Origin of the sequence: Microbacterium sp. NPDC080005 (assembly GCF_040702445.1) — a bacterium.
Classification (GTDB): domain Bacteria; phylum Actinomycetota; class Actinomycetes; order Actinomycetales; family Microbacteriaceae; genus Microbacterium; species Microbacterium oleivorans_D.
This window is the reverse complement of record NZ_JBFBLD010000002.1, coordinates 854,760-871,729: the sequence shown is the minus strand read 5'-3', so window position 1 is coordinate 871,729 and position 16,970 is coordinate 854,760. Positions and strand designations below refer to the sequence as shown.

The following is a 16,970-nucleotide window of genomic DNA, read 5'->3' as shown; positions in this document are numbered from 1 at the left end:
GCGACCGCCCGACGGGTCAGGCGGCGGGAATCACCCCGCGCTTCGCGAGGTCGCCCAGCCACGCGAGGCTCGGCTTCGGCGTGCGGGCGAAGGTCTCGTGGTCGACGTGGATCAGACCGAACGTCGGACGGTAGGAGCCCCACTCGTAGTTGTCGAGCAGCGACCAGTGCAGGTAGCCGCGCACGTCCAGACCGTCGCGCAGGGCGGCCGACAGACCCTCGAGCGCGCCGGTCGTGTAGTCGATGCGTCGACTGTCGTCGGCCGTCGCCATGCCGTTCTCGGTGACGATCATCGGGATGCCGCCCGTCACCTCGTGGGTGTGGCGGAGCGCGTGTCCGAGGGCCTCGGGGTAGTACTCCCAGCCGGTCAACGTGCGCTCGACGTCGTCGGCGAACGGCACCGGCCCGTCGGGCCCGATGATCGTGCGGAGGTAGGACTGCACTCCGATGAAGTCGTCGTCGCGGGCCTGCTCGAGGTAGTAGTCCTCGCGCCAGTAGCCCCACTCGTCGCGCTCCTTCTCGTATCCGGGAACCGCCTGGTACACCTGGTTCGCGACGGACCAGCCGCTCTTCACGTGCCCGAGACCCGACAGCACCTCGCGGGAGGCGTGGTGGGCCTGCGCGATGACCTGCGCGACGTGCGGCGAGGGTCCGGGGAAGTTGACGCCCTGCTCGGTGTCGATCTTCGCCTCGGTCTGGTTGACCATCATGTTCGGCTCGTTGATCGTCACCACGAACTCGACGTCGTCGAGGATGCGGGTCGCCGTCTCGGTGTAGCGGCGGAACCGGTCGACGACGTCGTCGGCGTACCAGCCGCCGTCGTGGCCCTGCCAACGCGGCACGGTGAAGTGGTGGAGGGTCACGAACGGCGTGATGCCGGCATCCCGGCACGTGTCGATCATGCGGCGGTAATGGTCGAGCTGCGCGCGCGAGACGATGCCCTTCTCAGGCTCGATCCGCGCCCACTCGATCGAGAAGCGGTAGGTGTCGAGACCCGACTCGGCGAGGAGCCGGATGTCCTCGGGGAAGCGGTGGTACGAGTCGCACGCGTCGCCCGAGGGCTCCTCGACCGTCGTGTCGGGCGCGTGCTCGAACTCCCAGTGCGCGGTGTTGACGTTGCCGCCCTCGATCTGGTGGGCGGCCGTGGCTGCGCCCCAGAGGAAGCCCTCGGGCGCGGAGGTCGTGGGTCCGGTGTGCGTCGTCATGCGGGGTTCCTTTCATCGGATGCCGCGGGTGCCGCGGCCGGGTTCTGGTCGAGCTCGACGACGGCACAGCCGAACGCGTCGAGATGGAGGGTGTCGCCGTCCAGGCGCGCGGCGTATCCGTGGCAGATCCGACCCGCGGCATCCGGAACCGTGCGCGGAGTGCGCGAAGGGTTCACTGCCACGAGCAGCGAGCCGCCGCGGACGTAGGTGAAGGGGTAGGTCGTCGTGCGCACCTCGACGGGAGCGTGCGCCGAGAGCCGCGGATCGCCGCGTCGCAGCGCGATGGCCTCGCGGACGAAGGTGAGCAGCGAGTGAGGATCGTCGCGCTGGTCGGCGACCGTCGGGCGGTCCGGGTCCGGGTCCTCGGGGAGGTACCGCGAGGGGTGGATGCCGTCGCCCAGCTCGCCCCACTGCATGGGTGTGCGCGAGCCGGCGCGCTCGTACCGCGGCCCGAGCGACGATCCCTCGTGCGACGCGAGGCCGGGGACGTACCGCATGCCGATCTCGTCGCCGTAGTAGACGGAGGGCATCGCCGGCCAGGTGAGTACGAGCATCAGCGCGGCGCGCGCCTGTTCGGCGTCACGCGGACCGCTGACCAGCCGGGTGAAGTCGTGGTTCGCGGTCGGGAGCCCGACCACCCCGCCGCGACCGTCGCGGGCGATCGCGTCCGCAGCCTCCCGCCACGCCGAGACGAAGTCGGCGGCGTCCCCGGTCCCCTCGGCTCCGGCCCAGACCTCCGTCTGATCCCACGCCTCGTGGACCGTGCCGGCGTTGTCGTTGAAGAGGGACTTGAGCGGCCAGCCGTCGCTGTCGCCCCCGAACTGGAGGAAGAAGTCGCTGTGGAATCCGGCCGGGATCGCCCGCGCGGGATCGCCCCACTCCGAGATGAGCACCCGTCCGGGGTGGCTCGCGTCGAGCCGGGATCGGATCTCGTCCCAGAGCTTCGCGGTCTCGACGTGTCCCGGATCGTCCTTGACGAGCGAGGCGGCCATGTCGACGCGGAAGCCCTGCACCCCACGGTCGTACCAGCGACGGATGATGTCGACGAGCGCGTCGCGGTTCTGCCGAGGCCCGTCGGCGTCGACGCGCTGCCGCCACGGCTCATCCGCGGCGGCGCGCGCGTAGCCGAAATTCAGCGCGGGCTGGAAGGCGAAGAAGTTCGGCTTGTAGAAGCCGCCGCGCGGACCGGGCACAGGTTCGAAATCCTCGGCTGGGCGATCGGAGAAGACGTAACGGTGGTCGCCGTCGGCGGCGACGGCGGCCTGGAACCAGGGGTGCTGGTCGGAGGTGTGCCCGGCGACCAGGTCGAGGAGCACCGCGATGCCGCGACGGTCCGCCTCGGCGACGAGTCGGTCGAGGGCGGCGTCACCGCCGTACCGCGGATCGACGTGGTCGAAGTCGGCGACGTCGTACCCCGCGTCGCGCATCGGGGAGACGAAGCACGGGTTGATCCACACGGCGTCGACGCCGAGCCAGGAGAGGTGGTCGAGCCGACCCGCCAGCCCGTCGAGGTCACCGACGCCGTCGCCATCGGCATCCGCGAAGCTCTGCGGATAGGCCTGATACAGGACGATACGATCCAGGCGATCGGCGAGTGGCGATGACGACATGCCTCGTTCCTCTCTGCGTCGTTGCAGCCCATGTAACCGGTTACCTCGGGGACTGTACTCGATGTATCCGGTTACATCCAGGCCCGGCCCGACATCGACGCCTCTGCGCACCCGCAGTGTCGGTGGACGCCGTCAGGATGGGCCCGTGCCCGATCCACTCCCCTCGCGCTGCCGCGTCTGCGGCGGCGAGGTCGGCGAGCGTCACGACGACACCTGGTTCTGCGCACGATGCGGGTGGCGTCTCGGCGACGCTCCTGACGCGGACATCCCACCGCCCCGCATCGACGTCGTCTATTACCTGCGCTACCGGGACCGGGTGAAGATCGGCACATCCGCCAGCCCCCGCCGGCGCCTGGCGGCGATCATGCACGACGAACTGCTCGCGTTCGAGCCCGGCGACCGTCGCCTCGAGCGGGAGCGCCACCAGCAGTTCGCCGACCTGCGGGAGGGCGGCGAATGGTTCACCCTGACCGGTCTCCTCGCGACCCACATCGACGGCCTCCGGACACGGATCGGCGAGCCGTGGGCGGCATACGACCGGTGGCTGGGTGAGGCGTTCCGGCGACTGTCCTCATGAGACGGCGAAAAGTTGTATCACAGACGACTTGTCCCCCGAAAGGGGGACAAGTCGTTCGTCCTGCGTCGGTACATTCTGAGGTGCTGTAGGACCATCACTTGGGGAGCTGGTTGAGACCCGCACTCGGATCGGTCACTGGGGGACAACGGCGTTCCGCGTGCGGGCCCCACTGCAGCACACAATGACCCGGCTGGGGTTCGGGGGAGACCCCCTCCAGCCGGGTCTTGCTGTCGGTCTTCCCTTTCGTCGTCGCCGGGCGTATCGTCGCCCGCAACCCAGCCCCGGGTTGTCCGCGCGGGATCGCGTCTCCCCTGTCACGGTGAGACGTCCGGGAGCCTCGGGTCGTCGAGCCGACTCCCCCCGCGGCTCCGACCCGGGGATCTTCCCGCGACCTCAGACGCGGGTCGCGGCAGCGACTCTCGCGACGACCCGGTCGAGGTCGTCAGCTGCCGCGCCGGCATCCGCGTCGTACAGGAATTCCGTGAGCCCGCGGCCCACGCCGCAGTAGTCCAGGATCCCCGTCCCGATCTGCGTCTCGAACGAGCGGTCGTATCCGCGCCGCTCGTAGAGGGCGGCGTCCGACCCCGCGACGGGGACCAGGTGGGCGGTGAGCCGACCCAGACCGGGTCGGATGCCGCCACCCTCGCCGACACCGAACGCCCACCCGTTCGCGAACACCCGGTCGATCCACCCCTTCAGCAGTGCGGGCATCGACCACCAGAACACCGGGAAGACCAGCACGAGGTGGTCCGCTCGGTCGATGCGAGCCATCTCTGCGGCGACGTCCGTCGGGTAGTCCCCGGCGACGAGGTAGGAGTGCCGATCGGCGAGGGTGAAACGTGGGTCGAAGTCCTCCGCCGCGAGATCGGCGACCTCGACCTCGCCGGGCGGGAGCGCCGCGCGGAGACGTTCGACAACGCGATGGGTGAAGGACGCCGGGTCGGGGTGGGCAGAGACGATCAGCGTGCTCATCCCTCCATTCTGCGGGGATGAGGGGTTGATGTAACCGGTTACCAGCGCTACAGTCGCTCGATGTATCCGGTTACATCGCCGGACCCGATCTCACGAGGAGGTGACGGAGGGACATGACGGACTCGGACGCGCGCACCCGCCGATCCCACACCCGCTCGCCCGGCGGCAGCCCCCGGCCCACCATTCGCGACATCGCTCGCGCGGCCGGCGTCTCGGTGGCGACGGTGTCGCGGGTGACCCACGACGACCCCCGTGTCGCCGGGGCGACGAAGGAACGCGTCCGCGAGGCGATCGACCGTCTCGGGTACACCCCCTCCTCGCTGGGCCGAGCCCTCTCGTACCGGCGCACGAACACCCTGGGCATCGTGCTCCCGGGCCTCGGTGGCCCCTACTTCGCCGCCCTCATCGAGGGCGCGGAGTCGGTCGCGGTCGAGCGCGGTGTCGCGATCAACGTGCTCGGAACGCACCTGCGCCCCGACGCCGTGGCATCCGTGCGTCAGCTGGCAGAACGCACCGACGGCCTCATCGTCGCGGGCGGGACGGTGCCGGATGCCGAGATCGCCCGACTCGCCACCGTCGGCCGCGTCGTGGTCGTCGCCGGTGAGAGCGAGGACGCCCCCGCCGTCCTGACCGACGGGCGCGCCGCCGCTGCCGAACTGACCCGCCACCTCATCGAGGTGCACGGTCACCGACGGCTCTCGTTCGTCGGCGAGCCCGCCGGCTCGCCCGACACGACCCTGCGGTACGCCGGCTTCCTGGATGCGCTGCGCTCGGCAGGTCTCGGCGAGGCGGGCGAGCCGCTGCGGTACGGACTCGACGTCCGCAGCGGCGCCCTCGCCGCCCGCCAGGTGCACGAGACCGGTCTCCCTGACGCCCTCGTGTGCGCGAACGACGAGCTCGCCATCGGGCTGCTGGCGACCCTCCCCGGGCTCGGTCACCGGATCCCGCAGGACGTCGCGATCACCGGGTTCGACGACCAGTCTCTCGCCGAGATCGCCTCCCCCCGCCTGACCACCGTCCACCAGCCGGTCGCCGAGCTCGGCGCCCGTGCCGCGGCGGGCGCCCTGGGCGAGACCCTCGACGCACGCACGGTGCTGGCGACACGACTCGTGATCCGCGAGTCGTGCGGATGCGCCGCCGATCCCGAGGCGACCGCCGACTGAGACCCGGGCGCGCGGCGCCCCACACCCGAGGAACGAGGAGGTTCCGATGAGAAAGCGCACAAGAGCCGCGGCGAGCGCCGCCCTGGTGTCCGCGCTGTTGGCGACGTCCGCCTGCGCGAACATCGGGCTCGAGCCGGCGCCGCCGGCGGCAGAGGGCATGATCGCGGAGATCCGGATGCCGTCCGAGGCGTCCGGCTCCGTGCAGGGCATCCTGAACTACAACTGGCTCTCCCCGAACGCGACGGTGCAGACGTGGCTGTTCGAGCCACTCATGATCCGCGACCGGTTCACCTGCGAGGCGATCCCCTGGCTCGCCACCTCCTACGAGTGGCCGACACCCGACCGCATGGTCCTGACACTCCGCGAGGGCGTGCAGTGGAGCGACGGCGAGCCGTTCACGGCTGATGACGTCGTCTACACGTTCATGGTCGGCAAGGAGTTCCCCGCCGCCGATCGCGCGGGTCTGTGGGGCGAGTACTTCGGCGCCCCGGCGGAGAGCGTCACCGCGCTGGACGACCACACGGTCGAGATCCAGTTCGCCGGCGCGGCCGTGCCGAAGACCGACGGCATCCTCTCGACGATGAAGATCCTGCCCGAGCACATCTACGCCGAGCAGGGCGACCCGACCCTCTTCGTGGACACCGTCGGTGTGGCGACCGGGCCGTTCGTGCCGAAGGACTACAACGGTCGGCGGCTCGTCCTCGAGCGCAACCCGGACTACTGGAACGCCGACGAGGTGAAGATCCAGCAGCTCTCGATGGAGGGGCAGTACGACGCCAACTCCGGCGCACTGAAGCTGCGCGGCGGTGCGCTCGACCTCTACCGCGGCGACATCCCGAACCCGAACCGTTCGGTCGTCGCACCCGACCCGGAGGACGCGCACTTCTTCTACCCGCCGGACGCGACCACCGTGCTGGCCATCAACAACGAGCGCCCCGTGCTGAACGACCCGAAGTTCCGCGAGGGTCTGGCGTACGCGATCGATCGCCAGGCGATCACCGAGCGCGCGACCTTCGGGATCATGGAGCCCGCGAGCCAGACCATGCTTCTGCTGCCCTTCCAGGAGCAGGACATCCCCGAGAAGTGGCAGGGCGACAAGGCGTACATCCCGTACGACCCCGACAAGGCCAACGAACTGCTCGACGCGGCCGGATACGAGCGGGGCGCCGACGGCTGGCGCGTCGATGAGCAGGGCGAGCCGCTCTCGTTCGTCTTCAGCGTGCAGGCGGGCTGGATGGACATCATCGCGATGGCCGACGTGATCGTGCGCAACGCGAAGGACGTCGGTGTGCAGATCAAGATGATCACCACCGACCCGAACGCGGTCGACGGGATGCAGCGCTCCGGGGACTTCGACATGGTCGTCGACTTCGTCGGCGGCGGATGCCAGCGCTCGAGGGACCTCGGTGCGCGACTGCAGTCGTCGCAGATCTCGAAGGACAAGGAGCTGCTCCTCAACCGCGCGCGCTACTCGGACCCCGAGATGGACGCGCTCATCGACGAGTGGGCGAACACGACGGACGCTGCCCGCGCGAAGGAGATCGAGGGCGAGGTCATCGACGTCTTCATGACGGAGTTCCCCTACATCGCACTGCAGTACGCACCGAACCGCCTGATCTACCGCACCGAGAACGCGGTCGGCTGGCCCAGCGAGGAGAACCCCTACCCCGTCGATCAGCTCATCCGCATCGCGACCGAGCTGCGCCCGCCGGGGGACGCCGCGGCATCGGACTCCTCGGGGGAGGACTGACCGATGGTGTACTACGCGCGGAAGACGGGCTACTTCCTGCTCACCCTGTGGGCGGCGATCACGCTGAACTTCATCATCCCGCGGCTGCAGCCGGGGGATCCCGCCGAGATTATGGTGACCCAGCTCACCGGTCGCGGCGAGGTCGACCCGGCGCAGGTGGCCGCGATCAAGACGATGCTCGGCTACGGCGACGACAACGTGTTCGTGGCGTACTGGCAGTACCTGCAGCAGCTCGCCGCGGGTGACCTGGGCATCTCGTTCACGTACTTCCCGGCGCCGGTGATCGAAGTGCTCGGCAAGGCGCTGCCGTGGACACTGGTGCTCGTCGGGCTGACGCAGATCCTGTCGTTCTTCGTCGGGACCCTGCTCGGCGCTATTGCGGCGTGGCGCCGCAACAGCCGGTTCGACGCCACGATCTCGGTTGGGTCCACCTTCGTCGGCAACCTGCAGTCGGTGTGGATCGCCCTGATCATCGTGTTCCTCTTCGCCTACACACTGGGCTGGTTCCCCGCGACGGGCGGGTACGGCTACACCGATCCCGGAACCCCCGAGCACATCGCCGACGTCGTCGCCCACGGCTTCCTGCCGGCTCTGACGCTCATGGTCACGGCACCGATCGGATTCATCCTCTCGATGCGCAACACGATGGTTCAGGTGCTGGGCGAGGACTACATCCGCCTCGCATCGGCGGCCGGGCTGAAGGAGCGCACCCTCGCCCTCGGCTACGCCGCGCGCAACGCGCTGCTGCCGGTGATCACGGGCTTCGCTCTCTCGCTCGGTGTGCTCATGGGCGGGTCGATCCTCATCGAGACCGTCTTCGACTACCCCGGCATGGGCCGGCTCATGGGCGAGGCGACCAGCAACCGCGACTTCCCGCTCATGCAGGCGATCCTGCTCGCGACGATCGTCATCGTCCTGACGGCGAACTTCATCGTCGACCTCATCTATCCGCTCATCGACCCGCGCGCCCGCCGGGCGTCGGTCTGAAAGCCGGGTGACGAACATGGCTCCTGAAGAAACCCCCCTCCCCCAGCCGGCCGCGATGCCGCAGCCGGCGGGCGGCGTGCTGCCCGACCGCACCGAGCCGGTGCGGACGTTCCGGCGGCGCGTCACCGAAGCGGACGCCTCGACCAAAGAGGTCGTCGCCGTCGTCCGGCCGCCGCGCTGGTACCAGGTCATCTGGTCGAGCCGGAAGGCCCGTGTGGGCATCGTCATGCTGGCGGTGTTCGCGCTCATGGCGATCCTCGCCGACGTGCTGACCCCGTACAGCCCGACCGATGCGTCCTTCGCCCCGTCGCAGGACCCGAGCTGGGCGCACTGGATGGGCACCAACACCCTCGGCTACGACATCGGGACGCAGCTCGTGCACGGGACGCGGCTGTCATTCGCGATCGGCGTGCTGGGCGGGCTCGCCACGATCGCGATCGCGATCGTCGTCGGCCTGCTCGCCGGGTACCGCGAGGGCAGCGCGCTGGACGACGTGCTCTCGTTCGCGACGAACCTGGCCCTCGTCATCCCGGTCCTCCCGCTGATGATGGTGATCGTCGCCTACAGCGAGACGCGCGGGCTCGCGCTGCTCGTCTTCGTCGTGGCCATCACGAGCTGGGCCGGCGCCTCGCGCGAGATGCGATCGCTCATCATCTCGATGCGCAACCGCGACTACGTGACCGCCGCCCGCTTCGGCGGAGACGGGATGCTGCGCATCGTGTTCCGCGAGATCATGCCGAACATGTCGTCCCTGATCGTCTCGGGGTTCATCGGGGCGGCCACCGCAGCCATCGCCGCCGAAGCCGGCTTGTCGTTCATGGGCTTCGGCGACCCGAACACCGTGAGCTGGGGACAGATGCTCGCTCAGGCCAACGCCAACGGCGCCCTCGTGCAGGGCCTGTGGGTCTGGCTCGTCGCCCCCGGCGTCATGCTCGCGCTCCTCATGACGTCGCTGACGTTCGTGAACTTCGGCGTCGACATGCTGAGCAACCCGCACCTACGCGAAGAGGAGGAGAAGTGATGACCACCGCGGCATCCGTTCTCTCGGTCGAGAACCTGTCGGTGCAGTACCGCCCCAAGGTCGGTGCCGCCGTCGACGCGGTCAAGAACGCGTCGCTCCAGGTCGCGCCGGGTGAGTTCGTCGGCCTCGCCGGCGAGTCGGGCTCGGGCAAGACGACCTTCGCGCAGGCGGTGCTGAAGCTGCTGCGCAGCCCCGGTCGCATCACCGGCGGCACGATCCGCTGGGGCGACCAGGACGTCACCGACCTGTCGGGCGACGACCTGCGCCCGTACCGCTGGTCGTACGTGTCGACGGTCTTCCAGTCGAGCATGAACTCGCTGAATCCGGTGGTCCGGGTCCGCCGCATGTTCGAGGACGTGATGCACGAGCACACCGACCTGAGCGACGAGAAGATCCGCGAGCGGTGCGAGGAGCTGTTCGACCTCGTCAGCGTCGACACCCGTTTCCTCGGGATGTATCCGCACGAACTGTCGGGTGGCATGCGCCAGCGCGTCAACCTCGCCCTCGCGCTCGCCCTCCAGCCACAGCTCGTGCTGTTCGACGAGCCGACGACCGGCCTCGACGTCGTCGTGCAGAAGTCGATCCTCGACAAGATCCGCGAGCTACAGGAGCGCGAGCGCTTCGGCGCCGTGCTCATCACGCACGACATGGGCACGCTGCTCGACTTCTCGGACCGCGTCGCGGTCATGTACGAAGGGGAGATCGTCGAGGACATCGCGGCGACGGATGCCGTTAGGCCCGGCCCGCGGCATCCGTACTCCATCCACCTCGTCGGCTCGTACGCCGAACTCCTCGGCGAGGACGTGCCCGGCTACACGGGCGCCGAACTGGAGGAGCCCGACGAGGTGTCGGAGGAGGCGCCCGTCCAGGGACGCACGGTGCTGGAAATCGCGGACCTCGGCCGCCGCTTCGCGAAGCGGCAGGGGCTGAAGACCGAGTACGTCGACGCCGTCAAGGACGTGTCCTTCACGCTGCGCGAGGGGGAGGTCACCGCGCTCGTGGGCCAGTCCGGCTCGGGCAAGTCGACGATCGCGCGGATCCTCACCCGCATCGACGTCCCCACGTCGGGGTCGGTGCGGTATTCGGCCAAGGGCGACGGGCAGATGCACGACATCGCGTCCCTCCGCGGGAAGATCGCGCGGGAGTACCGCCGCAATGTCCAGTACGTCTTCCAGGACCCGTACGCCGCCCTCAACCCGACGCTCACCGTCGGATACTCCCTGGCGCGGCCGCTCGTGAACTTCCTGCACGTCGGCCGTCGTGAGGCGATCGAACGCTCCGCGAGCCTGCTCGAGACCGTCGGCCTCACACCGGCGGGCCGCTTCATCGGGCGCCTCCCGCACGAGCTCTCGGGCGGACAGCGGCAGCGCGTCGTCATCGCCCGCGCGCTCGCGGCCGAACCGCGGCTGGTCATCGCCGACGAGCCGATCGCGAGCCTCGACGTGTCGATCCGGGCCGAGATCCTCGAGGTGCTGCAGTCCCTCGTCGCCGACCACGGCGTGGGGATGCTGTACATCACCCACGACCTGCTCTCGGCGAAGAGCCTCGCGAACCATGCGCTCGTCCTCAAGGACGGCGAGCTCATCGAGTCCGGACCCGCCGAGCAGGTGATCGAGAACCCGCAGGCCGCCTACACGCGCCAGCTGCTCGACGCGATCCCCAACCCCTTCGAGAAGAGGTCCGCCGCATGACGCTCTCCGCCGTGGAGACCCTGCCCGCCGACATCCGCGAACTCACCGAGACGGAGGTGGATGCCTCGATCCGCTGGCTCTGGCGGTTCTCGACGCCGTCGGGGCCGGGATGCGGACTCGTGCTCGACCGCGACGACCTCCCGGACGTCGCCACCGTCGCGGCGACCGGGTTCGCGCTCGCCGCGTGGTGCGTGGGCGTCGAGCGCGGCGTCCTCGACCGCGACGAGGTCCTCGAGCGCGTGCGCGGGACGATGCGGACCCTCGAGCACACGGTGCCGCAGAAGAACGGCTTCCTCGCGCACTTCGTCGACGCCGCTACCGGCGAGCGGCAGGGACGATCGGAGTACTCCACGATCGACACGACGCTCGCCCTGTGCGGTGCGGTGGTCGCGGCATCCTTCTTCGACGACGCCGAGGTGTCGGCGGCGGTGGATCGGATGCTGGCGCGGATCGACTGGAACTGGCTGTCGGCGACCGGGCCGGACGGGCGCACCGTGCTGCGGATGGCGTGGGTCGGCTCGGCTGAGGACGACTATGCCGAGGGCGCGGACGCCTCCGGGTTCGTGAGCGCATGGAGCATGACCGCGGAGCAGCTGACGATGTACCTGCTCGCCGCGGGACACCCGGGGGTCAGTCGCCGGCACGCACAGGCGCTGTGGGACGGGTTCGACAAGCCCGTCGGATCGTACGGCGGACACGAGTGCGTCTACGAGCCGGGCGGGACGCTGTTCACGTACCACTTCCCGCTCGCGTTCTATCCGTTCCAGCGGGTGCGCGACAAGGACGGGCGGGACTGGTGGGCGAACTCGCGCGAGGCGTCGCTGGCCTCGAAGGCGTGGTGTGCCGACCAGTCCGGCACGTGGCGCACCTTCGCCGCGGGCCTGTGGGGTCCGGCCGCCGGGCTCGGTCCCGGCGGATACGTCGTGAACGGTGCGCGACCCGCGGCGCACGAGCCGCGGAACGACGGCACGATCCCGCCGGTCTCGCTCTTCGGCGCGCTGCCGCTCGCGCCCGAGGAGGTCACCCCCGCGCTCCGCGTTCTCCGCGACGAGCACCCGGGCGCGTGGAACGAGTGGGGCGCGACCGACGGCGTCAACCTCGAGGGCGCTGAGCCCTGGTACGCGCCTCCCCGCTACGGCCTGAACAAGGGAGCGACGGCGCTGCTCGGCGCCGCGGCGCTCGGGTCGACCCTCGTGTGGGATGCCTTCTCGCGGCATCCGTGGATCGCGCGCGGTGCGGAGAAGCTGGGCTTCACCGAGGCCTGAGCGTCAGCCGTATCGGATTTCGTCGCGCGCGCAAGGGCGGGCGCGACCCGCGGGCACCGGCGTACCCTCGAACCTCATGAGCACTACCGGGACGATCCCTGCCGACGCCTTCTCGTTGAAAAGCCCGTACGGGCGACGCGCCATCGGTCTGTCGGTGGCAGCCGCGGTCGGCGGTTTCCTCTTCGGCTTCGACTCGTCGGTCATCAACGGCGCCGTCGACTCGATCGAGTCGAATTTCGACCTGAACAGCGTCCTCACCGGCTTCGTCGTCGCCGTCGCCCTGCTCGGCTGCGCCGTCGGCGCGGTGCTCGCGGGCGGTCTCTCCGACCGCTGGGGACGCCTGAAGACGATGATGCTCGGCGCCGTCATGTTCCTCGTGTCGTCGATCGGATCCGGCCTCACCTTCAGCGTCCCCGACCTCATCGTCTGGCGCGTCATCGGCGGCATCGGCATCGGCATCGCCTCGGTCGTCGCCCCCGCCTACATCGCCGAGATCGCGCCGCGGCAGATCCGCGGCAGCCTCGCCTCGCTGCAGCAGCTCGCGATCACACTCGGCATCTTCGCCGCTCTCCTCTCCGACGCCGTCCTGGCGAACTCGGCCGGCGGCGCCTCGGAGCAGCTGTGGCTCGGACTCGAGGCCTGGCGCTGGATGTTCCTCGTCGGCATCGTCCCGGCCGCCGTCTACGGCATCCTCGCCTTCACCATGCCCGAGTCCCCGCGCTACCTCCTCGCGAAGGGGCGTAACGACGAGGCCCGTGAGATCTTCGCCCGGCTCGTGCCCGCAGCCGACCTCGACAAGTCCGTCAACGAGATCCGCAACGCCATCGACGAGGACCGAAAGACCAAGGGCGCCTCGCTGCGGGGTCCCGTGCTCGGCCTCCAGGGCATCGTCTGGGTCGGCATCATCCTGTCGACGTTCCAGCAGTTCGTCGGCATCAACGTGATCTTCTACTACTCGACCACCCTCTGGAAGGCGGTCGGATTCGACGAGAGCAACTCGCTGCTCATCAGCGTGATCACCTCGGTCACGAACGTCGTCGTCACCCTCATCGCGATCTGGCTCGTCGACCGCGTCGGTCGCAAGCCGATCCTGCTGACCGGGTCGGTGCTCATGACGCTGTCGCTCGCCGCCATGGCGATCGCCTTCGCGTTCGCCGTGACCGTCGACGGCGAGGTCTCGCTGCCGGGCGCCTGGGGCCCGATCGCGTTGGTCGCGGCGAACCTGTTCGTCGTCGGCTTCGGCGCCTCGTGGGGCCCGCTCGTGTGGGTGCTGCTCGGCGAGATCTTCCCCAGCCGCATCCGCGGCAAGGCCCTGGGTGTCGCCGCCGGCGCCCAGTGGATCGCGAACTTCCTCATCACGGTGTCGTTCCCGGCGATGTCGAGCTGGTCGCTGCCCCTCACCTACGGCATGTACGCGCTCTTCGCGGCGCTGTCGTTCGTCTACGTCGCCTGGCGGGTGCCCGAGACGAAGGGCATGGAGCTCGAGCAGACCGAGACGCTCTTCGTGAAGAAGGCGAAGGAGCACGCGAAGAGCTGAGCCGCCTCGCGGGACGCCGTTCGTCGCCCGGCAGCTCCGCAACCGACACGACGCGTCCCCGGAACGCCCGCGCAGGGCACCGGGGACGCGTCGTTCGTCGTCAGGGACGAACGGATGCCGCGACCTCGACGACGCGGTCGAGCGACTCCTCCTCGCCCACCGAGACCCGCACGCCGTCTCCGGCGAAAGGCCGGACGACGAGGTCGGCGGCCTCGAACGCCGCCGCGACCTCGAGCGAGCGGTCACCGGTCGGAAGCCAGACGAAGTTGCCCTGCGCGGTCGGGACGTCCCATCCGATCTCGCGCAGGCGGTCCACGAGCAGGTCGCGGCGCTGGGCGACGACGGACACGCGTTCGCGCAGTTCGTCCTCGGCGTCCAGGCTCGCCAGCGCGGCGGCCTCGGCCTGCGCCGTGACCGACAGCGGGATGCCGGCGCTGCGGGCGGCGTCGAGGATGCGGGGATGTCCGACGGCGTAGCCGATCCGCAGGCCCGCGAGCCCGTACGCCTTCGAGAAGGTGCGCAGGATCACGACGTTGTCGTGCCCGGCGGCGATCACGCGCTCGCCCTTGACGGCGGCGGCATCCGTTACGAACTCGACGTACGCCTCGTCGAGGACGATCAGCACGTCCTTCGGGACGGCGGCGACGAACGCGTCGAAGTCGGCCTGCGTCACGACCGCGCCGGTCGGGTTGTTCGGCGTGCAGACGAAGACGGCCCGCGTGCGGTCGGTGACGGCGGCGGCGAGGGCGGGGAGGTCGTTCGCGGCGGCATCCGTCAGGGGCACCATCACGGGGGTGGCGCCGGTGACCGTCACGATGCCCGGGTACGCCTCGAAGGAGCGCCACGGCAGCACGATCTCGTCGCCGACGGACGCCGCGGCCTGGGCGAGCTGGTAGAGGATCGAGACCGACCCGGCGGCGATGTGGATGCGGTCGTCAGTGACGCCGAACCGCTCGGCGAGCCGAGCGCGCAGCCGACCGGCGAGCGCGTCGGGGTACCGGTTGAACGCGACCGCGTCGCGCACCGCCGACACGACACCGGGGAGCGGGTCGAACGGGTTCTCGTTGCTGGAGAGCTTGTACGCGGCGGCGCCGGCCTGCTTGCCCTGCGTGTACGAGGGGAGGGCGGCGATCTCGGGACGAACCCGGACGGGGATGTCGGTCACGCGATGAGTCTACGAGCGGGCGCGCCGCCCCGCTCCTGGCCCGGCTGTGCTCGCGCGTGCCAGACTGCGGACATGCGTTTCATCGTCCGCGTCGTGATCAACGCCTTCGCGATCTGGGTCGTCACGCTCATCGAGCCGCTGCGCGTCGAGGTGACGCCGTTCGCCCCCGGCGAGACCCTGCAGCTCGTGCTTTCGCTCCTCGCCGTCGCGGCCGTCTTCGCGATCGTCAACACCGTGATCGGCACGGTCCTCAAGATCCTCGCGTTCCCGCTCTACATCCTGACGCTGGGTCTGATCTCGCTGGTCATCAACGGATTCCTCTTCTGGCTGACCGGATGGTTCACCGAGTGGTGGGGCTGGGGTCTGTCGGTCGAGTCTTTCTGGCTCGGCGTCGTCGCCGCCCTCATCATCTCGATCATCAACTTCCTCTTCGGGATCATCCTCCGTCCGCAGACGAAGCGCTGACCCCTTCGGCGGTCGCGTAGAGGAACACCTCCACGGACTCCGCCTGCGCGAACTCCTCCAGCCGCTCGCGTACTCCGTCCATCCGGGGGTCGGTCGACGTGTCGAGCATCTCGGATGTCGCGGTGTACTGGTCCATCTGGTGGGAGTTCAGCCACGGCACCGGGTCGATCGTGCGCTCGACGATCATGCTGCCCGGCGCGCCGATCTCGGTGTCGTGGCCGCCCGCTGCGAGAAGCGGCACCGGGTCATCGCGGTGGCGCAGATCGACCTGGAGGGTGTCAGCGCCCACGTCGGCCTGCACCGGGTTGCCGAAACCCACGATCAGCGGAACGTCGTATTCGTCCTCCAGGGCGATCCGGCTTGCGATCATCGCGCCCTGCGAATGACCGCTGACCACGACGGAGTCGCCGGGTTCCGCTCCCGCCTGCTGCAGCGCGATGCGACTGGCCTCGTAGGACGACGACGTCATCCCCGCGTAGAGCGGAAGGGTGGACGACAGACCGAACGTCCCGGCATCCCTCCCGAACCGCGTGCCGGAGAGGTACAGCGCGAACCGTCGACCCCCGTCCGGCATCGTGTAGCGCTCGACCCGGATGCTGCCGGGCCCGTCACCCGGCACACGTCGGGCCACGTCGGCCACTGTGGCGGGCGCCGTGCCCCTCTGAGACCTCACCGGCACGACGATCGGGCGGACCGGAGCGCCGACCAGCCGACTGCTCTCCGCCGGCGCGCCCCTCCCCCACGCGCGGATCTCCGACTCCCCGCGTCGGAGGGTGCCCCGCACGGTCGGTGCGAGCCCGGCGGCCAGGGTCGCCCACCACAGCTCTCCGGCGATCGTCGTGAACGGGTCGGGGGCGTCGGCGATCACCTGCCGCGCGACCGCTGCAGCCGCGGGCGAGGATGCCTCGAGAGCCTCCGCCCGCCGGGTGATGAGCACGGCGTCTCGGCGGTCGTGCTCATCGCCTCCCCCCGCCAGTGCGGCGTGGGCCCGGAGTTCGACGAGCTCATACGCGGTGGCGGCGTCGCGGAGCGCCGTCGTGAGGCGGGTGCCCGAGGCGACGACCGCACCGGCGGCGGCGGCGAGGTGCGGCGCACCCCCGCCGATCACCGCGGCGCGCGCGAGCTGCTCAGCGTGTGCCAGCGTCGCCCGTAGGCCGTCCGCGTCGGCGACGGACAGCGCCGCCTGCGCGGCGGCGTGACGGAGAGTCTCGGTGTCGACGGCGACGACACGACCGCCGCGGATCTCGATCTCGCCCATCAGCCCGTCGCCTCCACCCAACTCCGGTCGCGGCGCGTGTCGTCGATCGCCGTCTGGATCGATGCCGACAGGCGGGCGACGTCCCCTTCCCAGGCGGCGGCCGCCTCCCGGAACGCATCGGCGGCCTCGGCACGCCAGTCGACGAGATGGGCGACCCGGCGCACATCCCCGAGGAGTCGGACCACCTGCTCGTCCGCCTGTCGGAGCAGGGCGAGGGCGTCATCGAGGGCGGCGAGGCGCTCCGGCAGCGGAGCACCCCACAGGTACGGAAAGGGCGCGAGGACATCCGACATAGGTCGACCCTG

The 16,970-nt window shown here is 70.1% G+C and carries 15 protein-coding genes; 9 read left to right on the top strand and 6 right to left on the bottom strand.

The window, feature by feature from the left end; genetic code table 11:
- Positions 1 to 16: 16 nt before the first annotated feature.
- Together AB0259_RS11020 and AB0259_RS11015 are read right to left on the bottom strand one after the other, a co-directional pair.
- Positions 17 to 1,204, bottom strand: coding sequence for a family 1 glycosylhydrolase (locus AB0259_RS11020; RefSeq protein ID WP_366221700.1), 1,188 nt, complete (start codon positions 1,202 to 1,204; stop codon positions 17 to 19).
- Positions 1,201 to 2,814 (bottom strand): alpha-amylase family glycosyl hydrolase, encoded by a 1,614-nt coding sequence (locus AB0259_RS11015; protein ID WP_366221701.1) that lies wholly within the window; start codon positions 2,812 to 2,814, stop codon positions 1,201 to 1,203. The genes AB0259_RS11020 and AB0259_RS11015 overlap by 4 nt, the downstream gene beginning before the upstream one ends.
- A 145-nt stretch (positions 2,815 to 2,959) precedes the next feature.
- Between AB0259_RS11015 and AB0259_RS11010 the strand changes: the two genes are divergently transcribed.
- Complete coding sequence (locus tag AB0259_RS11010) at positions 2,960 to 3,391, top strand: GIY-YIG nuclease family protein (protein WP_251577086.1); 432 nt, start codon at positions 2,960 to 2,962, stop codon at positions 3,389 to 3,391.
- A 393-nt stretch (positions 3,392 to 3,784) separates the two neighbouring features.
- Here AB0259_RS11010 and AB0259_RS11005 read toward each other — a convergent pair whose 3' ends face one another.
- Complete coding sequence (locus AB0259_RS11005; protein ID WP_366221702.1) at positions 3,785 to 4,363, bottom strand: NAD(P)H-dependent oxidoreductase; 579 nt, start codon at positions 4,361 to 4,363, stop codon at positions 3,785 to 3,787.
- A 113-nt stretch (positions 4,364 to 4,476) separates the two neighbouring features.
- Between AB0259_RS11005 and AB0259_RS11000 the strand changes: the two genes are divergently transcribed.
- From AB0259_RS11000 to AB0259_RS10970, 7 genes are all read left to right on the top strand, one after another.
- A complete protein-coding gene (locus AB0259_RS11000; protein WP_366221703.1) occupies positions 4,477 to 5,526 on the top strand; it encodes a LacI family DNA-binding transcriptional regulator in 1,050 nt (349 codons plus the stop codon).
- 46 nt (positions 5,527 to 5,572) lie between these two features.
- Positions 5,573 to 7,276: an ABC transporter substrate-binding protein gene (locus tag AB0259_RS10995; protein ID WP_366221704.1), complete on the top strand. Its 1,704-nt coding sequence runs from the start codon at positions 5,573 to 5,575 to the stop codon at positions 7,274 to 7,276.
- 3 nt (positions 7,277 to 7,279) lie between these two features.
- Positions 7,280 to 8,263, top strand: coding sequence for an ABC transporter permease (locus AB0259_RS10990; protein WP_251577093.1), 984 nt, complete (start codon positions 7,280 to 7,282; stop codon positions 8,261 to 8,263).
- Between the two features lie 16 nt (positions 8,264 to 8,279).
- Complete coding sequence (locus AB0259_RS10985) at positions 8,280 to 9,284, top strand: ABC transporter permease (protein ID WP_366221705.1); 1,005 nt, start codon at positions 8,280 to 8,282, stop codon at positions 9,282 to 9,284.
- Entirely contained in the window at positions 9,284 to 10,975 is a 1,692-nt protein-coding gene (locus AB0259_RS10980; protein ID WP_366221706.1) for an ABC transporter ATP-binding protein, read from the top strand. The genes AB0259_RS10985 and AB0259_RS10980 overlap by 1 nt, the downstream gene beginning before the upstream one ends.
- Entirely contained in the window at positions 10,972 to 12,240 is a 1,269-nt protein-coding gene (locus tag AB0259_RS10975; RefSeq protein WP_251577099.1) for a glucoamylase family protein, read from the top strand. Before AB0259_RS10980 ends, AB0259_RS10975 begins: the two co-directional genes overlap by 4 nt.
- 76 nt (positions 12,241 to 12,316) lie before the next feature.
- Entirely contained in the window at positions 12,317 to 13,777 is a 1,461-nt protein-coding gene (locus AB0259_RS10970; protein ID WP_251577101.1) for a sugar porter family MFS transporter, read from the top strand.
- A gap of 100 nt (positions 13,778 to 13,877) precedes the next feature.
- Here AB0259_RS10970 and AB0259_RS10965 read toward each other — a convergent pair whose 3' ends face one another.
- Positions 13,878 to 14,942: a histidinol-phosphate transaminase gene (locus tag AB0259_RS10965; RefSeq protein ID WP_366221707.1), complete on the bottom strand. Its 1,065-nt coding sequence runs from the start codon at positions 14,940 to 14,942 to the stop codon at positions 13,878 to 13,880.
- Between the two features lie 72 nt (positions 14,943 to 15,014).
- Here AB0259_RS10965 and AB0259_RS10960 point away from each other — a divergent pair, with 72 nt between their 5' ends.
- A complete protein-coding gene (locus tag AB0259_RS10960) occupies positions 15,015 to 15,407 on the top strand; it encodes a phage holin family protein (protein ID WP_366221708.1) in 393 nt (130 codons plus the stop codon).
- Here the strand turns inward: AB0259_RS10960 and AB0259_RS10955 are convergent.
- Together AB0259_RS10955 and AB0259_RS10950 are read right to left on the bottom strand one after the other, a co-directional pair.
- The gene (locus AB0259_RS10955; RefSeq protein ID WP_366221709.1) at positions 15,379 to 16,665 is read right to left on the bottom strand and encodes a hypothetical protein; all 1,287 of its coding nucleotides are present in this window, start codon (positions 16,663 to 16,665) and stop codon (positions 15,379 to 15,381) included. The two genes, AB0259_RS10960 and AB0259_RS10955, sit on opposite strands and share 29 nt — an antisense overlap.
- Entirely contained in the window at positions 16,665 to 16,958 is a 294-nt protein-coding gene (locus AB0259_RS10950; protein WP_366221710.1) for a hypothetical protein, read from the bottom strand. Before AB0259_RS10950 ends, AB0259_RS10955 begins: the two co-directional genes overlap by 1 nt.
- Positions 16,959 to 16,970: the final 12 nt, after the last annotated feature.